This window comes from Cytobacillus eiseniae (genome assembly GCF_017874625.1).
In the GTDB taxonomy this organism is placed as follows: Bacteria; Bacillota; Bacilli; order Bacillales; family Cytobacillaceae; genus Cytobacillus; species Cytobacillus eiseniae.
Genome location: NZ_JAGIKZ010000012.1, coordinates 52,790 through 69,870, shown reverse-complemented (window position 1 = coordinate 69,870; position 17,081 = coordinate 52,790). Strand labels below are relative to the sequence as shown.

At 37.5% G+C, this 17,081-nt stretch carries 16 protein-coding genes; 14 read left to right on the top strand and 2 right to left on the bottom strand.

Annotation, left to right across the window (positions count from 1 at the left end; all coding sequences use genetic code 11):
* The 9 genes from J2Z40_RS11635 to J2Z40_RS11595 all read left to right on the top strand — a co-directional run bounded on the left by J2Z40_RS11635 (window position 1) and on the right by J2Z40_RS11595 (window position 9,279).
* Window positions 1–897 (top strand): ABC transporter permease, encoded by an 897-nt coding sequence (locus J2Z40_RS11635; protein ID WP_083954054.1) that lies wholly within the window; start codon window positions 1–3, stop codon window positions 895–897.
* A gap of 20 nt (window positions 898–917) precedes the next feature.
* Window positions 918–1,898, top strand: coding sequence for an ABC transporter ATP-binding protein (locus J2Z40_RS11630; RefSeq protein WP_066400504.1), 981 nt, complete (start codon window positions 918–920; stop codon window positions 1,896–1,898).
* Window positions 1,895–2,851 (top strand): ABC transporter ATP-binding protein, encoded by a 957-nt coding sequence (locus tag J2Z40_RS11625; RefSeq protein WP_066400506.1) that lies wholly within the window; start codon window positions 1,895–1,897, stop codon window positions 2,849–2,851. Before J2Z40_RS11630 ends, J2Z40_RS11625 begins: the two co-directional genes overlap by 4 nt.
* 209 nt (window positions 2,852–3,060) lie before the next feature.
* Window positions 3,061–4,227 (top strand): dipeptidase, encoded by a 1,167-nt coding sequence (locus tag J2Z40_RS11620; RefSeq protein WP_066400510.1) that lies wholly within the window; start codon window positions 3,061–3,063, stop codon window positions 4,225–4,227.
* Window positions 4,228–4,707: 480 nt separating this feature from the next.
* Entirely contained in the window at window positions 4,708–5,316 is a 609-nt protein-coding gene (locus J2Z40_RS11615; protein WP_066400512.1) for a TetR/AcrR family transcriptional regulator, read from the top strand.
* Window positions 5,317–5,474: 158 nt separating this feature from the next.
* Entirely contained in the window at window positions 5,475–6,416 is a 942-nt protein-coding gene (locus J2Z40_RS11610) for a daunorubicin/doxorubicin resistance ABC transporter ATP-binding protein DrrA (RefSeq protein WP_066400514.1), read from the top strand.
* Window positions 6,409–7,182 (top strand): ABC transporter permease, encoded by a 774-nt coding sequence (locus J2Z40_RS11605; RefSeq protein WP_066400516.1) that lies wholly within the window; start codon window positions 6,409–6,411, stop codon window positions 7,180–7,182. The genes J2Z40_RS11610 and J2Z40_RS11605 overlap by 8 nt, the downstream gene beginning before the upstream one ends.
* Before the next feature lie 565 nt (window positions 7,183–7,747).
* On the top strand, window positions 7,748–8,176 hold the full coding sequence (locus tag J2Z40_RS11600; RefSeq protein ID WP_066400518.1) for a helix-turn-helix domain-containing protein: 429 nt from the start codon (window positions 7,748–7,750) through the stop codon (window positions 8,174–8,176).
* Window positions 8,177–8,232: 56 nt separating this feature from the next.
* Window positions 8,233–9,279: an alpha/beta fold hydrolase gene (locus J2Z40_RS11595; protein ID WP_066400519.1), complete on the top strand. Its 1,047-nt coding sequence runs from the start codon at window positions 8,233–8,235 to the stop codon at window positions 9,277–9,279.
* 47 nt (window positions 9,280–9,326) lie between these two features.
* Here the strand turns inward: J2Z40_RS11595 and J2Z40_RS11590 are convergent, their stop codons facing one another.
* Complete coding sequence (locus J2Z40_RS11590; protein ID WP_157087901.1) at window positions 9,327–9,614, bottom strand: hypothetical protein; 288 nt, start codon at window positions 9,612–9,614, stop codon at window positions 9,327–9,329.
* 275 nt (window positions 9,615–9,889) lie between these two features.
* On the opposite strand from J2Z40_RS11590, the gene J2Z40_RS11585 reads away from it, so the two are divergent.
* From J2Z40_RS11585 to J2Z40_RS11570, 4 genes are read left to right on the top strand one after another with little or no spacing between them, the layout of a single operon-like run.
* Window positions 9,890–10,921, top strand: coding sequence for an ABC transporter substrate-binding protein (locus J2Z40_RS11585; protein ID WP_066400521.1), 1,032 nt, complete (start codon window positions 9,890–9,892; stop codon window positions 10,919–10,921).
* A 23-nt stretch (window positions 10,922–10,944) separates the two neighbouring features.
* Complete coding sequence (locus tag J2Z40_RS11580) at window positions 10,945–12,075, top strand: ABC transporter ATP-binding protein (protein WP_066400524.1); 1,131 nt, start codon at window positions 10,945–10,947, stop codon at window positions 12,073–12,075.
* Window positions 12,072–13,766 carry an ABC transporter permease gene (locus J2Z40_RS11575; RefSeq protein WP_066400525.1) on the top strand — a complete coding sequence of 565 codons (1,695 nt, stop codon included), beginning with the start codon at window positions 12,072–12,074 and terminating at the stop codon, window positions 13,764–13,766. Before J2Z40_RS11580 ends, J2Z40_RS11575 begins: the two co-directional genes overlap by 4 nt.
* A 21-nt stretch (window positions 13,767–13,787) precedes the next feature.
* Entirely contained in the window at window positions 13,788–14,561 is a 774-nt protein-coding gene (locus J2Z40_RS11570) for an HAD-IIA family hydrolase (RefSeq protein ID WP_066400526.1), read from the top strand.
* On the opposite strand, the gene J2Z40_RS11565 is transcribed toward J2Z40_RS11570, so the two are convergent.
* A complete protein-coding gene (locus J2Z40_RS11565; RefSeq protein WP_066400530.1) occupies window positions 14,556–15,119 on the bottom strand; it encodes a glycerol-3-phosphate responsive antiterminator in 564 nt (187 codons plus the stop codon). The genes J2Z40_RS11570 and J2Z40_RS11565 overlap by 6 nt on opposite strands.
* A 189-nt stretch (window positions 15,120–15,308) precedes the next feature.
* Between J2Z40_RS11565 and J2Z40_RS11560 the strand changes: the two genes are divergently transcribed.
* Window positions 15,309–16,952 (top strand): glycerol-3-phosphate dehydrogenase/oxidase, encoded by a 1,644-nt coding sequence (locus J2Z40_RS11560; RefSeq protein ID WP_066400531.1) that lies wholly within the window; start codon window positions 15,309–15,311, stop codon window positions 16,950–16,952.
* Window positions 16,953–17,081 lie beyond the last annotated feature (129 nt).

The window sequence follows — 17,081 nt, the reverse complement described above, 5'->3', positions numbered from 1 at the left end:
ATGGCAAAATTAGAAACCTATAAACCGATACAAGCACGTGTTGCACCTAAGGATCCCATAAAGATTAAGTCAGATACATTAAGAAAATTATTGAAGGATAAACGTGCAGTTGTTTGTATCCTTTTTCTTGTGATTGTTGCCCTTATTGGTATACTTGCCCCATTACTTGCCCCCTTCGATCCAGAAGAACAGTTCTATGAATCGATTCTACAAGGACCGAGTAAAGAGCATTTACTAGGAACAGATGCGATTGGAAGAGATGTTCTTTCACGTCTTGTCTATGGCGTTCGCGTTACATTAACTGTCTCCATGCTAGCTGTTGCGATTACGTTTTTCCTTGGAACATTTATTGGCTTATTAAGTGCTTACGTTGGTGGTTGGCTGGACAATGTGTTAATGCGAATTATGGATATTCTGTTAGCTTTACCAAGTATTATTTTGGCATTAGCAATTGTTGCAATATTAGGCCCGAGCTTAACGAATGCAATGATTGCAGTCGGTGTGGCTTCCATACCGGGATTTGCTCGATTAATAAGAGGAGCGGCACTATCGATTAAGTCGTCAGGTTTTGTTGAAGCAAGCCGTTCAATTGGCAGTTCACATAGTTGGATCTTACGGAGACAGTTTTTGCCGAATGTAGCAGGTGTTCTATTAGTCTATACAACACTATTTATTGGTGTAGCGATTTTAGATACAGCAGCACTTAGCTTTATTGGTTTAGGTGCACAGCCTCCAACTCCAGAATGGGGAACGATGCTTAGTGAAGGGAAAAACTATATGTATGATGCTTGGTGGTTGGCTACTTTTCCGGGGATAGCGATCACGATCGTTGTATTCTCAGTCAACTTTTTAGGCGATGCATTGCGCGATATTTTTGATCCGAAATCAACGCGGTAAGAGCAAGGAGGTGGGAATGAATGTCGAATCTATTAGTAGTAAATGGACTTACGACTCAATTTGAAAGTAAGAATGGTCCGTTGACGGTTGTAGATGGGGTTGATTTCACACTCAAAAAGGGTGAAGTTCTCGGACTAGTAGGAGAATCGGGTTGTGGGAAAAGTGTCACCTCGCTCTCTATTCTTCAATTACTTGATAAGTACGGTAAAATTTCGAGTGGGGAAGTATTATATGAAAATACGAATCTCGTAAATAAAACGGAAAAGGAAATGAAGAAAATTAGAGGGAAAGAGATTTCAATGATTTTTCAAGATCCGATGAATTCACTTAACCCTGTCTTAACGATTGGAAAACAAATTGGAGAAGTAATTGAGAAGCATGAAAAAGTAAAGGGGGCAAAATTAAAGCAAAAGGTTGTGGACCTTCTAAATCTAGGTGGAATCCCACGGGCAGATGAGATCTTTCATGAGTATCCCCACCGTTTATCAGGTGGGATGAAGCAGCGTGTCATGATTGCGATGGCCATTGCATGTAATCCAACAATGCTTATTGCGGATGAACCAACAACAGCTCTAGATGTGACGATTCAGGCACAAATTTTAGATTTGCTCAGGTCGCTGAAAGATGAATTAGATATGTCCATTCTATTGATTACACATGATCTTGGGGTAGTAGCCGAAATGTGTGACAGAGTAGTTGTTATGTATGCTGGTCAGGTTGTTGAAACAACTGATACGAGAACATTACTGCGGAATCCTAGACATCCTTATACTGAGGGCTTAATTCAGGCAACACCTCATCAATCGAAAGGGAAAAGTCGTTTGAAATCGATTGTTGGACAGGTGCCAACTCCTGATCAGTATTCACCTGGTTGCCGATTTGCAGACCGTTGTCCTAAGGCAATGGATATTTGTCAAAGCAACGTTCCTCCGCTTTTTGAAATTGATGGTCAAACATCCTGTCGATGTTGGTTATATGAAATGAAGGAGGAGGTCATATGACAACGACTTTACTCGAACTTAAAAGTGTAGAGAAAAAGTTCGCCGCAAAATCAGCGTGGTTTCAATCAAAGCAATTTGTTCATGCTGTAAATGGAGTAAGTTTTGAATTAAACGAGCGAGAAACGATTGGGATTGTTGGCGAATCAGGCTGTGGCAAATCAACGACAGGCCGCTGTGTGTTAAGGCTAATTGAACCTACAAGTGGTGAAGTGATTTTTCAAGGGAAAGATATTACAAAATTAAATAAAAATGAGATCAATCAAATTCGAAAAAATATTCAAATGGTTTTTCAGGACCCGATGGCTAGCATGAATCCTAAATTAACGATTAGGGAGATTTTATCAGAGCCTTTAATCGCCCATAAGATTCCTCGAAGTGAGCATGAAAAGTTGTTAAGTGAAACTGTAAAATTAGTAGGATTATCAGAAAATTATTTAGCGCGTTTTCCACATGAAATGTCTGGCGGACAACGGCAACGAATTGGGATTGCACGAGCCATTATATTAAAACCGAAAATCGTTATTTTAGATGAGCCAGTGTCTGCTTTGGATGTATCTGTCCAATCCCAGATATTGAATCTATTGCAAGATTTACAGGAAGAACTTGGTCTTTCCTATCTATTTATTTCGCATGATTTAGGGGTTGTCGAACATGTTGCCCATCGAGTAGGGGTGATGTATTTAGGTGAAATGGTTGAAATCGCCAATAAAGAAGAATTGTTTGAGAACCCCCTTCACCCATACACAAAAGCACTAATATCAGCCATTCCTAAAACCGATCCTGACGAAGTAAAGGAACGAATCACCCTGAAAGGGGAACTCCCTTCACCATCAAATCCACCAACAGGATGCAAATTCCACCCTCGGTGTATCTTCGCACAGGACATCTGTAAAACCTCCAAGCCAGAAATAAGAGAAGTTGAAGGTAGGAAGGTAGCCTGTCACTTGGTGTAAGGAGAATGAAATTCTTTAACTCTAGTAAACGGATTTATGAGTGACCAGAAGAATGAGACGTTCAAAAGATTCTATGATAGATCCTATTGTAGGAGCCTTTTGGCTACGGAGAATAAGGGGATTTTCGTTCCGCACGACTGCAAAAGGGGAATTGTGACTTTAGTAAAGAACAAGCTTTTGCGTTAGGAAATGATGAGGAGATGAACGTATTGAACATACATTTATTCGACTTTAATTTAACAGCAGAACAAGAAGCAAGGGCCCAGCGATTACATGAGGAAAGCATCATTATCGATATGCTTTACCAAGGTCCTATGTCACCAGCTAATTTCACAGAAGAAGTAACCGAGGAATTGAAGAGGAGATGTGAAAAATATATAAATGATCCAACTGAATATGTGTTTCGCATAATGCTAGAATCCTATAACATGGCGTCTCGGGGAGAATTGCCTGAGTTTAAGGAAAGTTGGCTGCAATCTGGAATCACGGCAGGGAATAGACAAATTTCAGGTGGCACTGGCAGTCGATCCATGGAGGAGTCAATTAAGTATTTAACAGCGGTACAACAGCAATTCGACTCCTTTGACTGGCTTGTGAAAGCAACGAAAGGAGAACATATTCGTCAGGCAAAAAGAGAAGGAAAAGTCGCAGGAATGGTTACAACACAAGATACAGAATGGCTCGGTACAAATTTAGAAAACCTAGAAATGATGTATAAATTCGGACTTCGCGTCGTTCAATTAACATATAATATGCATAATTATGTCGGAGCAGGCTGTACGGAGAGAAATGATGCAGGCATTTCTAATTTTGGTATGAAGTTTATTAAGAAAATGAATGAATTAGGAATTGTGGTTGATACAGGACATACTGGAAAACAATCAACTTTGGATGCTTGCGAGATCTCAGATGCTCCTGTTATCGCCTCCCATACAGCGTGTAAAGCAGTAAGTGGCCATGCAAGAGGAAAGGATGATTACACGCTTGAAGCGATTGCCAAAACGGGTGGGGTAATCGGAGTAGTGACGGTCCCACAATTTTTAAACCAGGAAAAAGAAAGACCTGATATGAATGACTTCTTAGACCATGTAGATCATCTAGTAAAACTCGTTGGAGTAGAACATGTTGGGATTGGAACCGATTGGCCAATGAATATGCCCTTATTTGTTCAAGAAATGATCGCAACAAAAATAGCACCAACAATTGGCTTCAGGAAAGAAGACAAATTACCAACAACTGATTCACTAATTGGATTCGAACAATATATAGAAGCGATTAACATTACTAGAGGCTTAGTAAGTAGAGGGTATAAGGATGAGCATATTAAGCTTATCCTCGGAGAAAATTGGATGAGGGTGATAGAGAAGGTTTGGTAAGGGGAAAGAAGTCTGCTGTACTGTTTAATGATATTGCACACTCTTAGGGGGATGGTGTAATAGGATATCTTGATCTTTGATACGATAGGTTTGATGTGTAACAAATGTTATTTTAATAATTTCCTATAGTTGGTATTATAATAGGGGCTTCACATAAGTTATAGAGCTTATGTAAAGCCTCTTTTTTTCGATCGTAAAGTGCATATTTTTCTTGATTTGATCCTAACGTGAATACGAACATAAGTCTTAATCAAACGTTTGATTAAAAGAAAAGGGAGAATTTAGACGATAATAAAGCAGCAATAAAAGAAAGAGATTTATCTAGTAGGCTATTCTCTCAATCCTCATATAAATAAACACTTTTGTCGTTGAATCACTATATGTAACAACCGGTAAGGCTAACCATGATTAGTTCTGTTTCAGCTTTTTATTATGATATAGTAGAAACATGTAATCAATATCTTAGGAGAACTGATATGTATGGCACCTTTAAATGAAGATCAATTAGAAAATATCCGAAATGAACGTAAAATACAAATTATGCGGGCTGCGATTAAAGTGTTTGCGACACACGGATTCAAACTAACTAAGATCAGTTTAATCGCGAAGGAAGCAGGCATTAGCCATGGCTTAGTTTATCATTATTTCAAATCGAAGGAAGAAGTGTTATACGATAGCCTCGAATGGGCGATGGAATTAAATGAAACACGTAAATTTCTAACAGAACTTTCAGAGATGGCGATATCTCCAGTAGAAAAACTACATAAATTTACTAAGTTTGCCCTTTCATCAAGCCTGTCTACAAGTAGTGATATCTTTCGTATTATCCAGCATTTAGAACATACAGAAGGCGTTCCTGACCATTTACTTGAATTTACGAAAAATGTCGGAATGATGTATGTTGAATTTTTTATTCCTATTTTTATAGAAGGACAAAAAGCTGGTGAAATTATTCAAGAAGATCCTGAAGTGCTAGTTGGCATATTTCTAACCATTATTTCGGGAGTGATGGCAGATGATCCTGGTTGGTGGCAAGAAAATATGGATCATAAAATTGCGATTTACTTGAGAATGTTAACGACTCGTTAATTCAACTTTTCTTTCCCCTCGTTTGCTCATTAAAATGCTGTTGACAAAAGAGGGGATTCATTATAATTTTATATTGACTGGTTTAGTCAATCAATAAACTGGTCGATTTTTTTGATTTTAAATTGACTGAATGGTTCAGTCAAAAAAGGAGTGATAAAATGAAAGATAGTATTATTTCTGTTCATTATTTAAAGAAAGCCTATGGAGAGCACATTGTTTTAGATGGGTTGAATTTTGAAGTGGAGCGGGGATCTATTTTTGCATTATTAGGAGAAAATGGTGCTGGTAAAACGACAACCGTTCGTATTTTATCTACATTAATTCAAGCTGATAGTGGTACAGCAACGATTGCTGGATACGATACTCATCATGAATCTGATTTTGTAAAACAAAATATTAGCTTAACTGGTCAGTATGCTTCAGTAGATGAGTTGTTGACAGGAGAAGAAAATCTCATGATGATGGGGCGTCTAAATCACCTGGATCGTAAGTTAGTGAAAAAAAGAACGGCTGAACTGCTAGAACAATTTGAGTTAACAAAAGCTGCAAAGAAACAAGTAAAAACCTATTCTGGTGGAATGCGCAGGAGGATAGATATTGCAATTAGCCTGCTTGCTTCTCCACAAGTGATTTTTTTGGATGAACCTACGACAGGACTCGATCCACGTAGCCGTAGAAAGATGTGGAGTATGATTCAACAACTTGCTAAGAACGGGGTAACGATTTTTTTAACTACACAATATTTGGAGGAAGCCGATCAGCTTGCCGATAAAATTGCCGTCATTGATAACGGAAGGATTGTAGAGGAAGGAACAGCTGAAGAGCTAAAAAACATGATCGGTGATGAAAATCTAGAATTAACCTTTGCTGATTTTCGGGCATTCCAACATGCGATCAAGCTTATACATGGGCTAGTAAACGAAAAGGAGCAAAGGATTACGATTCGTACCGGTTCTATAGAAAGTTTGCGTCGTCTACTCAATACATTATATGAACACGAAATCGAGCCTAGTTCTGTCAACTTTCAAAAACCTACGCTTGATGATGTTTTCATGGATATAACAAGTCGTAATACAAAGGAGCTATCCGCAAATGCGTAAATCAAACCTTTATTGGTCCATAACAGATGGCTGGACAATGTCACAACGAAGCTTAAAGCATATTTTCCGTGAGCCAGAATCTCTACTAATGGCTATCGGACTGCCAGTTGCTATCATGGTCATGTTTGTCTATATTTTTGGAGGTGCGATTCAAACGGGGACTGACTATGTAAATTATGTTGTTCCTGGAGTGATTATCACATGCGCAGGCTTTGGGAGTTCATTGATAGCGATAAGTGTGACACAGGATATGGTGGGTGGATTGTTTGAGCGCCTTCGCAGCATGCCTCTTCTACCTTCATCCTTAATGATCGGTCATGTAACTGGAGGATTCATTCGTAATGTGATTGCTACAACCGTTATTTTTCTTGTAGCCCTTCTCATTGGTTTCCAGCCAAATGCAGGGTTTTTAGACTGGCTTGGTGTAATTGGACTCCTCTCCCTATTCATGTTATCTCTCAATTGGCTATTTGTTGCAATTGGTTTAATCATGAAAAGCGTGGAAACAGCTAATGCGGCAACATTTCCGATGTTATTCTTACCATATATTAGCAGTGCATTTGTCCCTACCGAGACGATGCCAGTATGGCTCCAAGCATTTGCAGACAACCAGCCAATGACTCCACTGATCGAAACATTACGTGGTCTTCTAATTGGCACACCAATTGATAACAATGGATGGTTAACCATTTTTTGGTTCGGATCTTTATTGATTATTAGCTTTATAATTTCTGGTGCTATATTCAAACGAAGAAAAAAAGAATAATCTGTGGTGAAGGAAAAGGGAGGGATACCTCTCTAATATAGTTTAGAGTGTTTATCACACTTTCAATATGTTCTATTTTTCACCCTACACTTGGTATTCATTAATTGCTCAGCTCACACTTCATATCAACCAAACATTTTCTATTAAATCCACCGGTCTTTTCGTATCCCTTACACAATTTGTTCTTCTTTATTCTTCTATTATTATACCCGGTGGCTTTAACCTCATATTTTTGTATGATCTTAGTAAAAAATCTCTTCACAATTAATATTGAATTTGCATTCTTCCCACTCTCACTTCTAATAGATTCGTATAAAAGTATTTCAAAGTGATGTAAAGGTAAAATAAAAAGATTGATTTGATTATCCAGTTTCGTATCATTTTAATTGATTAAATTTGGATGTTGATAAAAATATTCTATATCAGATTAGCTGATTTAATCCTTAATCTAATAATATGGGCAACTTATTAAATGTATATGAAGAGTAACCTTTCATGTTATTTTCAGTTGGTGTATTATGGAGTACCCTGCAATTATAATAGAGCATAGAAGGGTTTGAAGTGTATGATCAGTACGAACTTAAAAATGTTGCGTCAATCACATAAATATACTCAAGAAGAAGTAGCTGATCGAATGGGTGTTTCAAGACAGGCAGTTGCAAAGTGGGAAAAGGGCATCACCGTACCTGATATTAATAATTGCATCGCCTTAGCTGAGCTTTATGACGTTACATTGGATGATTTAGTAAAACATGCGGAAGATGAAGAGGTGGGAGGAATCCAGCCGAAGGGAAAGCATCTATTCGGGTTTGTGAAAGTGAGTGAACGAGGACAGATTGTGATTCCTAAAAGAGCCAGAGAGATTTTTAAGATTTATGCAGGTGACAGTCTGATGGTTTTAGGAGATGAAGCGCAAGGACTCGCTTTAGTACAAAAAGATAAATTAATCCATTTTATTGAAGCTGTCTCAATGGCTGAAGAGAATACGGATTAAAAGAATCGAATGGACATTAAGAAATTATTGCAGTAAAAAAGGTTGGGAAGATTCTAATGATATTGTTGCTTAGTTTAATTGTAATGGGTGTAGCTTTTGCTATTTTTCTTTTCATCTATGCTTATAATAATCTGCATTATGATAAAAAGCCTTTGAAGCGAACATTTCATGCTGGCTTTGAAGAAAAGCAGGCGAGATTGGATAATGGGACAGTGCTAAACTATGCTGAGGGACCGGATCATGGACCCGCACTTTTATTAATCCATGGCCAGAGTATGCAATGGGAAGATTATGCACGAGTATTGCCGAAGCTGTCCATGTATTATCATGTCTTTGCTATTGATTGTCATGGCCATGGTAAATCCAGTCATGATGTTATGAAATATACAGCTGTTTCAATGGGACAAGATTTTTTGGGGTTTATAAAAAATATAATTGGTGAGCCTGTAATCGTATCAGGGCATTCTTCAGGAGGAATATTGGCTGCATTGATTGCAGCCAATGCGCCTGAGGAAGTATTAGGGGTTGTTTTAGAGGATCCACCATTTTTTAATGTGGAGCCAGAAGAAATGCAGAATACCTTTGTATGGAAAGATAGCTTTGAGATTGTTCATAACTTTAAAAGTCAAACAGAAGTGGATGATTACGTCGAATATTATATGGAGAACAGCTATTTTTGGGGGCTATTTGGAAATTTACGATCGATTGTAGCTAAAAGTACGAGAAATTACCGAGAAAAACATCCAGGTAAGGCATTAAAACTGTGGTATGTTCCCTATGCTTGGATTCATGGGACCATCTATTTAGACAATTTTGATTTGGATTTTGCAGAGACTTTTTATACAGGCTCATGGTTTGAAGGCTTGAATCAAGAAGAAACTTTAGCAAATATTAAATTACCTTCTGTTTATATTAAGGCTGCTACGATTTATGGCAAAGATGGGGTGTTATATGCTGCAAATAGCGATGAAAATGCCAAAAAGGTACACAGCTTAATTGAAGACAATGAAATGATTACGATTAAGTCAGGACATGATATTCATTTTGAAAAGCCAGATGAATTTATTAATATTATGGTTAATTTCTCGAATCGAATAAAGTGAAACAATCAGTGGGGATTTTCTAATTTCCACTGATTGTTTTTTGCAGTCTAAAGGATACTATCACTAGCATCATTTTTCTGTAGGCTTTTCATTCGAATCGGTTTTAAAATAATTGATAATAGCACGATAATTATTGCGATGATGACGGTTGAATAGAATAATCCATCATAACCATCTGTTGCAGCCATTATTGTAATTTGATCAACACTTGATTGGATGATGTATTTTAATGTTGGATCTTGGATTTTCTCTATTAAACTAGCATGACCCATTTCCGATGAAGAATCAGATGTAGCAATTGTGCTAACTACTTGTTGGAATTCTTGCATGGCCACCGTACTTAAATCTGCCTCTTGCATATTGTCTTGTAAAATACCTCCGAAATCAAGATATGTTACTAAAAGGGTGAAATCTAATATTCATAAAAATTTAAATTTTTATAATTTTCATATTGATTAATTGAATTCTGTCTACTATACTTATAAACAAGTATAAAAGGCAGAGAACCTGAGATGAATGCCTAAATGGGAGCGCTTTCGGAGAAATCCTGGAGTGTTGCTATTTAGCATTCATTTTTTCTTTGCCAAAAATAGTCTAAGGGGGATTTTTGATGAAAAAGATGTTTAAATTCACTGGTGCCATGTTACTTGCTGTTGGAATGTTAGCGGGATGTGCTGGAGAAAAATCAGGCGGCAGCGGTGAAGGAGATGGTAAAAGAATTACTTTATATTCACCTGAAACACCAGATTTTACAAAGGAATTAGCAAAAAAGTATGAGGAAGTAAATGGTGGAAATGTAGATGTTCACTATGCTGGAACGAATGTTTTAGTCAATCAGATGCTAGCAGAAAAGGAAAATCCGAAAGCGGATGTTTGGTATGGCGGTGGAGGGATTTTGCCTTTTGAAGCTGCGGTAGACAGAGGCATTCTAGCATCTTATATCCCTGATTTTGCAGCTGACTGGGATATTACTGAAAATGGAATCAAATTGAAGCATGAAGATGGCAAATATGTTGGAGTAGAAATTTTTGTACTTGGTTTTTCGTATAATCCAGAACTTGTTTCAGAAGAAGAAGCACCAAAAACGTGGGAAGATTTATTAGATCCGAAGTGGGAGGGGAAAATTCAATTCCCGAACCCAGCAGCATCTGGAACAGCGACACTTATGGTTATGGACCAAATGATGCGACAAGGTGAAGATAAGGCATGGGAGTATTTTGAGAAATTAGTAGAACAAGCAAACTCTACACCAGATTCTGGATCAGCTCCAACGAAGGCGGTAGCAATGGGAGAAGCCCATATTGGAATTGGTTTTGACTTTATGGCTTATGAGCAAAAGGCTAAAGGTGAGACAGTTGATTTCATTGTACCAGATAAAACGCCAGTTCTTGTAAACCCAGCAACATTAATTGAAGGTGCTCCAAATGCTGAAGGAGGCAAAAAGTTCATTGATTTCTTACTTTCTAAAGAGGCACAACAAATTATGGCGGACTGGTATCACATTCCAATCAACCCAGAGGTTGAATCAAAAACACCATTATCAATTGATAAAGTAAAAGAGGTTGCAGTTGATTTGGATATTGATTGGGTTAATGAAAATTATGATCGTGTACGTAATGAGTGGAAGGATAAGTTTCAGTAAGTAAGAAAGTAGGAGGAATATAAATGGGTTCAGTAATTATTGAAAAGATGACAAAACAGTTTGGTGAATTTACTGCACTCCACGATATAAACCTTGAAATTCAAGAGGGCGAATTTTTTGCTCTCTTGGGACCTTCGGGTTGTGGAAAAACAACGACAATGCGATGCATAGCAGGGTTTGAGCAACCTACATCAGGTAAGATCAAAATCGGCGAGAAAGAAGTAGAGAAAATTCCTGCTAATCGTAGAAATTGTGGGATGGTCTTTCAAAGTTATGCGTTATTTCCACATATGAATGTTTTTGATAATGTAGCTTATAGTTTGAATATTAAGCAGTTAAATGCAAGTAATCCGGTTAAGCAATTAGGTATCTACGCACGTCTATTATCCAAGCGTTTGGGGCGAACACCGAAGGACATCCAAGAAAAAGTAATGAAGATTTTAAAATATGTTGAACTAGATCAGCATGCTGATCGATTAACTAGCGAGTTATCTGGAGGGCAACAGCAACGTGTTGCCTTAGCTCGAGCACTAGTTATGGAGCCAGCTGTTTTGCTAATGGATGAGCCGTTATCAAATCTTGATCAAAAGCTTCGTCATTCGATGCGTAATACAATACGTACAATTCAGCAAGATCTGGGGATTACAACAATTTTTGTTACACATGATCAAGAAGAAGCGATGAGTATGGCAGATCGTGTAGCTGTTATGGATAAAGGAAATATTGTTCAAATTGGTACACCAACAGAACTTTATAGTAATCCACTTACCCCATTTATCGCTGATTTCGTAGGAACATCAAATATTATAGATGTGGAGATTGTTGAACAAATTAATGGAACAATTAAATTAAAAGGTGATAATTTCCTACTGCAATCAACAAATACAATTGAAAAAAAACAGGCTAAAGCTATTATTCGTCCAGAGCATATACAAGTTTTGCCATATGATACGGATGTAAATAAAGAAGAAGTAAATGTGTTAGAAGGAATTGTATTAATGTCTACTTATTTAGGCCCAACCGTAAGATATGATATGAAAGTTGGGGATCAAGAAATTATTGTAGATACTACATACTCATCTGGAATAAGCATTTTTGAAGAGGGCAGAAAGGTGAAACTATCGATTGATCATGGGAGGGTACTGCTCATATGAAGGCAAGGTTTAATGGTCTCTCCGTAGTTAAAATATTGATCTATGCCTTTTTTGGCCTCTTCCTACTTATCCCTTTGCTTGCTGTCTTTCTAATAAGCTTTACAAATGAGCCTGTTAATATTATTGGATCATTTACAGATCCAGCCATTTTAAGTTCAAGTATTGAAAAATTAAAAGCCATTAATCTTGATAATTATCGACAAATATTTTCAAATGCAGGTTATTTAGATTCGTTGAAAAATAGTTTGTCCTTAGCTCTAGTTGTTATGGTTCTAGTTATCTTAATTTGTATTCCGCTGGCTTATGGAATTGCTCGTACAAATATGCCTTTCAAAAAAACCATTTCAGCTTTATGTACTATTCCATTGATTATCCCTACTTTTATCTCAGCATACGCTTTTATTATTATGTTCGGTCGTGCGGGCTGGGTGACTCATTTTTATGAACTGCTCGGTGGGGATGGAATGTTAATCAATCCGTATTCAATGACTGGTATCGTTCTAGTTCAAGTATTTTTCTTTTTCCCATATGCTCTTTGGCCGCTTGTTGCAGCCTTCAAAATAAGTGATGTGACATTAGAAGAAGCTTCGCTAAATTTAGGAGCGAAAAATTGGTTTACTTTTATATTTGTGACATTTCCTTTAGCCATTCCAGGGATCATTTCAAGTGCGCTGTTAATATTTACGGTTAGCTTTTCAGATTTTGGCACACCGATCGTTTTGGCACCGAAAGATTTAAACTTAATGGTTGTTGAAGCATATCGCGAAATTTCAGGTTTCTTCAACTGGGGTGGAGCAGCAATTTTAACAGTCATTATGATTATCGTTGCAGCATTTTTCTTCTGGCTACAGCATATTCTGACAAAAGGGAAGAATTATGGGTCCGTGTCAGGAAAGCCGAAACAACAAAAAATGGTGACTAATAAAGTATTGACTCGATCTCTATCAGTTTACTCTTTTCTTATTGTATTAGTACCACTGCTTGCATTGTTATCTGTATTGCTTCAGTCAGTAGCGACAACTTGGGGGAAGGATCTACTCCCATCAGGCTACACACTTAAACACTATCAAACAATATTCTCAACATCGTTAGGGAATATCCAAAATAGTGTTATTTTGGCAATCGGTGCACTTGTATTAAGTGTAATTATTGCAATATTTGTTTCCTATTTCGTTGTAAGACAAAACTCAGCGAAAATGGATTTCATGACTTCGATCCCACTTGTCGTTCCAGGGATTGCTTTTGGTATTGCGTTAATTCAAACATTTAATGTTGCCCCTCTACAATTGACGGGTACAGCTATTTTATTAATTATTGCTTATACCATTCGTCGTCTTCCTTATATGGTTCGATCAACAATGGGGGCGATGCGGGCAATTAAGCAAGATATTGAGGAAGCAGCAATTAATCTGGGTGCAACACCTTTAACAGCTGCGATTACAGTGATTGGTCCTTTATTATTACCGGGAATTGCAGCGGGGTCTGTTCTTGTATTTATTACTGTTATTAAGGAAACCAGTATTTCGATTCTACTTGCACCACCAGAATGGGCGCCTATGAGCTTAGCAATCTTTCAAAATATCCTTCGGGCAGAGTATTATTCTGCAGCGGCCATGTCCGTCATATTAGTAGCTTTAGTTCTAGTACTTCAAGGACTTGCGAATTATATCGGGAAAAAGCAGCGTTTGTAGGAAATTAGGAGGTAACTTGAAGTGAAAGGCTATGTATTTGATTTAGATGGGACGATTTATGTAGATGAACATGTGATTGATGGAGTACCAGAGGCGATTAGCCGTCTAAAAAAAAGAGGAGATAAGGTCGTTTTTTTAACAAACAAATCGATTTCAAGACGTTCTGACTACGTCAAGAAGCTAAATGATCTAGGAATTCAGGTAGAATTAGAGGAAGTGATTAATTCCAATTATATTACTGCACTCTATTTAAAATCCGTTTTACAACCGGATGAAAAAGTGATGTGTATTGGTGAAGAGCCATTGCTGGATGAACTCAGAGAGCAGGGAATAAAGTTATCAGACCAGCCGAATGCTGTATCCTATGTCGTATTAGGCTGGGATAGGGACTTTACCTATAAGAAAATAAATAATGCTTATCAAGCTTGGAAAAACGGTGCGAAAATTGTCGCGACGAATCCTGATCGTACTTGTCCTGTTCAAGGAGGAGAGATTCCAGATTGCGCCGCAATGATTGGAGCGTTAGAGGCTGTTACTGGTGAGTCTGTTTTCCAGGTGACTGGAAAACCATCACAGCTTACGGCTCAGTATGTTTTAAAAGAAGTATTAAAAATGCCTGTTAATCAATGTTTCATGATTGGTGATCGATTAGAAACAGATATCAAAATGGGCAATGAAGCAGGGATGTCATCTGTGCTAGTTATGACCGGAATTACGACAAAAGAGCTATTAGAAGCTTCCATTCATAAGCCTAAGCATGTATTAGATAGCGTGAAATACATTGATCAATTATAAATCATAGTTCCACATGGAGTGGTCTCCAGCAGAAACTGCGAGTGCACCTGCCTTTAAGGCTGAGAGTACTTCTTTTCTTTCAGTGATGAGACCCCCTGCAATGATTGGATGTGGAAGGCGATTGACAAGCTGATCAATAATTTTAGGCATAATCCCTGGTAGTATCTCGACTGCACTAGGATTGCAGGACTTAACCATTTCAATTCCTTTTTCAATGGCAGCTGCATCCAATAGAAAAATACGTTGAATAGTGACTAAACCAAATTCCTTTGCATACTTTACAACATGACTTCTCGTTGTAATGATGCCGGTCGGTTTTAAGTGTTTAGCTACATATTCAACGGCAGATTTTGAATTAGATAGCCCTTCAATGAAATCTAAGTGAAGAAATACTGTTTTTCCATAAGCTTGTAGCTTTTGAATGTAGTTAGCACTAGTTAATAAATCACCAGTTAATAAAAACACGACATTTGGCTTTGATTGACAGGCGCTGTCTAAATCTTTTTCATCAACAACAGAAGCGATTATTTGTGAGTCTACAAGGTCAACAATATTCATATTAAAAGTCTCCTTTAATGTAGAAAAGTAAATATAAATAAGGCAATTATATCATTTTTCAGAATAAAAAAAATATAAAATTTTCCGGTCAGAGAATGGATGAGAGACCATACTTTTCACACTGCAATTTTAAGTGGTGTGTTAAAGTATGGTTTTTTTCGTGTAGCCACATTAGAAAGGAAGAGCGTAATGAGTGAATTTTCATTTACCCAAAGAGAACAATGGATGAAGGAAGTGGACCAAGAACAATTCGATGTTGTTATTGTTGGTGGAGGTATTACAGGCATCGGTACAGCTTTAGATGCGGTAACAAGAGGGATGTCTGTTGCACTTATTGAAATGCAGGATTTTGCAGGAGGCACTTCTAGTCGATCAACGAAATTAGTACATGGTGGTCTTCGTTACTTAAAGCAGTTTGAAGTGAAAATGGTTTCTGAGGTAGGGAAGGAGCGTGAAATTGTCTATAATAATGCTCCTCATGTCACACATCCAGAGTGGATGTTGCTCCCAATTTATAGAAAAGGTACATTTGGAAAATACTCTACTTCTGCTGGTCTTCGTATTTATGATTTTTTAGCTGGTGTAAAAAAAGAAGAGCGTAGGAGGATGCTAACAAGGGAGGAAACACTTGCTAAGGAGCCATTATTAAAACAGGATGGTCTAATTGGTGGAGGCTATTATGTGGAGTATCGTACGGATGATGCACGTTTAACGATTGAGGTTGCAAAAAAGGCTGTTGAAAAAGGGGCTATCCTGCTAAATTATGTTAAAGCTGATTCGTTTATTTATGAAGCAGATCGAATTATCGGAGTCATAGGGGAAGATCAATTTTCAGGGAGGAAAGTACATTTACTCGGTACAAAAATTATCAATGCAACAGGTCCATGGATTGAATCTTTAGTAAAAAAAGATCGAATCATTAAAGGGAAGCATTTATTTCATACAAAGGGTGTACACATTGTAATTGATCAATCCAACTTCCCGTTAGAACAGGCTATTTATTTTGATACATCTGATGGAAGAATGGTTTTTGCGATTCCGAGGGATGGCAAAACGTATGTGGGTACTACAGATACAGAATATCATGGCGATTTAAAAAATCCAGTGGCAACATTAGAGGATAAGCAATACATTATTGAGGCGATCAAATATATGTTCCCAGATGTTCAAGTTCAAATAAATGATATAGAGTCTTCCTGGGCGGGGATTCGTCCGTTAATTCGTGAAGAAGGAAAGGGGCCATCAGAGATATCAAGAAAGGATGAAATTTGGATATCACCAACAGGATTAATTACGATTGCTGGAGGAAAGCTCACAGGTTACAGAAAGATGGCTGAACAAATTATAGATGTTGTGGCAGCGGATATGAATAAACAAGGTTTTAATTTTGGTGTATGCCTAACAAAGCATTTACGTATATCGGGAGGAGATTTTGAAACGCCGACTGATTACAACGTCTATGTAAAGGAAAAGAAAAATGAATTTACACATGTAGGGTTTTCGCAGGAAGAGGCACATTATTTATCTTCAATTTATGGAACAAATTCGGATATTCTCTTACAACTTGCAAGAGAAATTGAAGAAACTGAAGAGTTACCAAGATTTATTCGCTTACTTATACAGTATTCGGTTAAATACGAAATGGTAATGAACGTAAGTGATTTCCTTGTACGTAGAACGGGTGCGATACTCTTTGATATTCAGTGGGTAAAAAAATGGAGGAAATCCATTGAGGAGGAATTTCGAAAAATATTTAAATGGAATGAAGAAACTGTAGAAAGTAATAATAAAGAGTTAGAGAGAATGATTATGGAAATAGAACAATTAGTGTAATAGAACAGGTGTCTATATTTGCAGAGCAGTTGTGAAGTTGTTCTAAAAGTATGAAGGTGTGGCTAAATGGCAGACTTCGGTTGATAGAAGCGTAAGATGAAAGACCTTGAATATGAACGGTTCCAAATG

Excerpts from the sequence above, each read along its gene's own strand:
- J2Z40_RS11635 (WP_083954054.1), top strand. The coding sequence starts at position 1 with ATGGCAAAATTAGAAACCTATAAACCGATACAAGCACGTGTTGCACCT.
- J2Z40_RS11630 (WP_066400504.1), top strand. The coding sequence starts at position 918 with ATGTCGAATCTATTAGTAGTAAATGGACTTACGACTCAATTTGAAAGT.
- J2Z40_RS11625 (WP_066400506.1), top strand. The coding sequence starts at position 1,895 with ATGACAACGACTTTACTCGAACTTAAAAGTGTAGAGAAAAAGTTCGCC.
- J2Z40_RS11615 (WP_066400512.1), top strand. The coding sequence starts at position 4,708 with ATGGCACCTTTAAATGAAGATCAATTAGAAAATATCCGAAATGAACGT.
- J2Z40_RS11610 (WP_066400514.1), top strand. The coding sequence starts at position 5,475 with ATGAAAGATAGTATTATTTCTGTTCATTATTTAAAGAAAGCCTATGGA.
- J2Z40_RS11605 (WP_066400516.1), top strand. The coding sequence starts at position 6,409 with ATGCGTAAATCAAACCTTTATTGGTCCATAACAGATGGCTGGACAATG.
- J2Z40_RS11600 (WP_066400518.1), top strand. The coding sequence starts at position 7,748 with ATGATCAGTACGAACTTAAAAATGTTGCGTCAATCACATAAATATACT.
- J2Z40_RS11595 (WP_066400519.1), top strand. The coding sequence starts at position 8,233 with ATGATATTGTTGCTTAGTTTAATTGTAATGGGTGTAGCTTTTGCTATT.
- J2Z40_RS11585 (WP_066400521.1), top strand. The coding sequence starts at position 9,890 with ATGAAAAAGATGTTTAAATTCACTGGTGCCATGTTACTTGCTGTTGGA.
- J2Z40_RS11580 (WP_066400524.1), top strand. The coding sequence starts at position 10,945 with ATGGGTTCAGTAATTATTGAAAAGATGACAAAACAGTTTGGTGAATTT.
- J2Z40_RS11575 (WP_066400525.1), top strand. The coding sequence starts at position 12,072 with ATGAAGGCAAGGTTTAATGGTCTCTCCGTAGTTAAAATATTGATCTAT.
- J2Z40_RS11565 (WP_066400530.1), bottom strand. The coding sequence starts at position 15,119 with ATGAATATTGTTGACCTTGTAGACTCACAAATAATCGCTTCTGTTGTT.
- J2Z40_RS11560 (WP_066400531.1), top strand. The coding sequence starts at position 15,309 with ATGAGTGAATTTTCATTTACCCAAAGAGAACAATGGATGAAGGAAGTG.